This window comes from Streptomyces sp. NPDC055078 (assembly GCF_053607985.1).
Window position 1 is genome coordinate 1 of the sequence record NZ_JBSGUP010000605.1, and the last position, 2,384, is coordinate 2,384.

The following is a 2,384-nucleotide window of genomic DNA, read 5'->3' on the forward strand; positions in this document are numbered from 1 at the left end:
CGGCAGAGGCCGCGGGCGCTTGCGCGCGCAGCCGCCCTGCCAGGTCCCGGCAGGCGACGCCATCACGCACGGCCTTGCGGCACTGCACCAGCGCCCGTGGCCAGTTGACCACAGCGGCGCCGCGGAGGCGGCCGGCCTCGTCGGCGTACAGCGCCGCGAATCGCCCGTCGGCCGAAGGGTCGCCCAGCGTCGCGGTGGCGGCCGGTCCTGACGTGTCGCCGACCACCTGGATCCTCCAGTCGTGCTGGTCGCTCCAGACGAAGTCGACGGGTTCGTACGGCCGCGGCGACCACGGGTCGAGGATGTTGTGCGCGACGCAGGCAGCCTGCTCGACCGCGTTGGTCCAGTGCTCGGCGCGCACGTGGTGGCCGCGTGCGCGGTCGTACCAGCGGGCGACGTCACCGACGGCGTAGATGTCGGCCGTCCCGATGGCCCGGCAGTACTCGTCGCACACCAGGCCGTTGTCAAGGGTGAGCCCGGAGGTTGCCAGCCAGTCGGCGGCGGGGTCCGCGCCGATGCCGACGACCACGGTCGCCGCCCGCAGGATCGTGCCGTCCGTCAGGGTGACCGTCAGGTCTCCCGCGCCTCCCGTGACGCCGGACACCGCCGCGTTCATGAGGCAGCGCACGCCGGCACTCGTGTGCAGGGCCAGCGCCGCTCTCGCGACGTCGGTGCTCAGCGATCTGCTCATCGGGACCGGTTGCGGGTCGATCATCGTGACCTCAAGGCCGAGCGCGCGTCCTGTGGAGGCGATCTCGGCTCCGATGAAGCCGGCGCCGATCACGACGAGATGCCCGCCCGCGGCAAGGTCGCGGCGCAGCCGTGCCGCGTCGGCCAGCGTGCGTACGACGTGCACGCCGTCGATCGCGCCCCAGGGGGGACGGCGGGCCCTTGCGCCGGTGGCGACGACCAGGTGGTCATAGGGGACGGTGGCGCCGTCGTCGAACGAGACGACGCGTTCGCGCGGGTCGACCTCGGTGGCGCGCGCACCCAGGCGCAGGTCGATCCCGGCTGCGTCGGCCTGCTCCCGCGTCAGGAGCCGGATATCGTCCGGCCTGACGGAGCCCGTGAGCAGGGACTTGCTGAGCGGGGGTTTGTCGTACGGCGGTTCCGTCTCCGCCTCGGCGATGAGGATCTCACCGCCGTAACCGCCCGCGCGCAGCGCCTGCGCGGTGCGGACGCCTCCGACGGAGCCTCCGACGATCACAGTGCGGGTCATGCGTCGGTCACCTTGAGCGCGGAGACCGGGCAGCTGCGGGCCGCTTCGTCGACCCGGATCCGGTCTTCGTCGGAGACCTCGGTCCTGAGGATCACCACTACGCCGTCGTCGTCGATGTCGAAGTAGCTGTCGGCACCGACGACGCAGTTCGCATAGCCCTGGCATGCCGCCAGGTCGGCTCGTACGACCGCCACGTCCATCAACTCCTGTTCTCAGTTTGCGGTTCTGGGGTCCGTCACTTGATGCGGATTCCGCCGTCGGAATGCGCGACGTCCCCGGTGACGCCTCGCGCCCGCCTCGACGCCAGGTACACGTAGCTCCAGGCGTGGTCGGCCCCGGTCATCGCGATGCCGAGCGGCACTCGTCCCGCGAGTTCGGCTTCGCGCCCGGGGGTGTCGTTGAGCCGCTTGTCCTCATGGCCCAGTGCGCCGGCTCCGCGGAGGTCGGTGTGGAGGGTTCCGCCCGGTGCGACGGCATTGACCCGGATGTCGGGAGCCAGCTCGTGGGCGAGGGCGGTGACGATGCCGCGGACGGCGTGCTTGGAGGCGACGTAGAGGACGCCGCCCCGTCCCGGGTAGTAGGCCGAGGTGGACTCGGTGAGGATCACCGACCCGCGCGATCTGCGGAGCTCGGGCAGTGCGGCCTTCACCGAGTGCAGATAGCTCTTGACGTTGACGGCGAAGATCTCGTCGAATGCCTGGTCGATCTCGTCCTCGCCGAGGTCGTTCAGTCCGCGGTAGAAGTCGAAGATCCCGACGCAGCTGACCAGGACGTCCAGGCCGCCGAAGAGGTCGGTGGCCGCGCGCACGGCGGCGTGGTTGGCGGCGGACCGGGAGGCGTCGCCGACGACGACCGCCACCTCGGGGCAGTCCGCGGCGAGGAGGTCGGCCTTGGCCCGGTCGCGTTCGAGCACGGCGACCCGGGCGTTCTCCGCCAGGAACGCGTCGACGACGGCGCGTCCGATCCCTGATCCGCCGCCGACCACAAGTGCGCGCTGCCCGTCCATCCAGCCGGTCATGTGGGGTGCTCCTCTGTGCGGGATCTCGCGGGGCCGGGGGCGCCGGGCAGGTCGATCATCACCCTGCTGCCCTCGGTCGCCGCCAGCGCGTCGGTGAGGGCGGGCACCCCGCCGTCCGTCACCTCGCGCACCTCGTCCCAGGTGAGG

At 71.9% G+C, this 2,384-nt stretch carries 3 protein-coding genes and 1 pseudogene; all 4 read right to left on the reverse strand.

From position 1 onward, the window contains the following. A partial coding sequence (locus tag ACWF94_RS33095; protein ID WP_453497058.1) for an NAD(P)/FAD-dependent oxidoreductase occupies positions 1 to 1,219 on the reverse strand: 1,219 nt, incomplete at its 3' end. Then, positions 1,216 to 1,413 (reverse strand): ferredoxin, encoded by a 198-nt coding sequence (locus ACWF94_RS33100; protein ID WP_453497061.1) that lies wholly within the window; start codon positions 1,411 to 1,413, stop codon positions 1,216 to 1,218. The genes ACWF94_RS33095 and ACWF94_RS33100, both read right to left, overlap by 4 nt. 41 nt (positions 1,414 to 1,454) lie before the next feature. Then, positions 1,455 to 2,237, reverse strand: a complete 783-nt coding sequence (gene hcaB, locus ACWF94_RS33105; RefSeq protein ID WP_453497064.1) for a 3-(cis-5,6-dihydroxycyclohexa-1,3-dien-1-yl)propanoate dehydrogenase — start codon at positions 2,235 to 2,237, stop codon at positions 1,455 to 1,457. 32 nt (positions 2,238 to 2,269) lie between these two features. After that, a pseudogene (locus ACWF94_RS33110) lies at positions 2,270 to 2,384 on the reverse strand (glycerophosphodiester phosphodiesterase); the annotation flags it as partial.

Excerpts from the sequence above, each read along its gene's own strand:
- hcaB (WP_453497064.1), bottom strand. The coding sequence starts at position 2,237 with ATGACCGGCTGGATGGACGGGCAGCGCGCACTTGTGGTCGGCGGCGGA.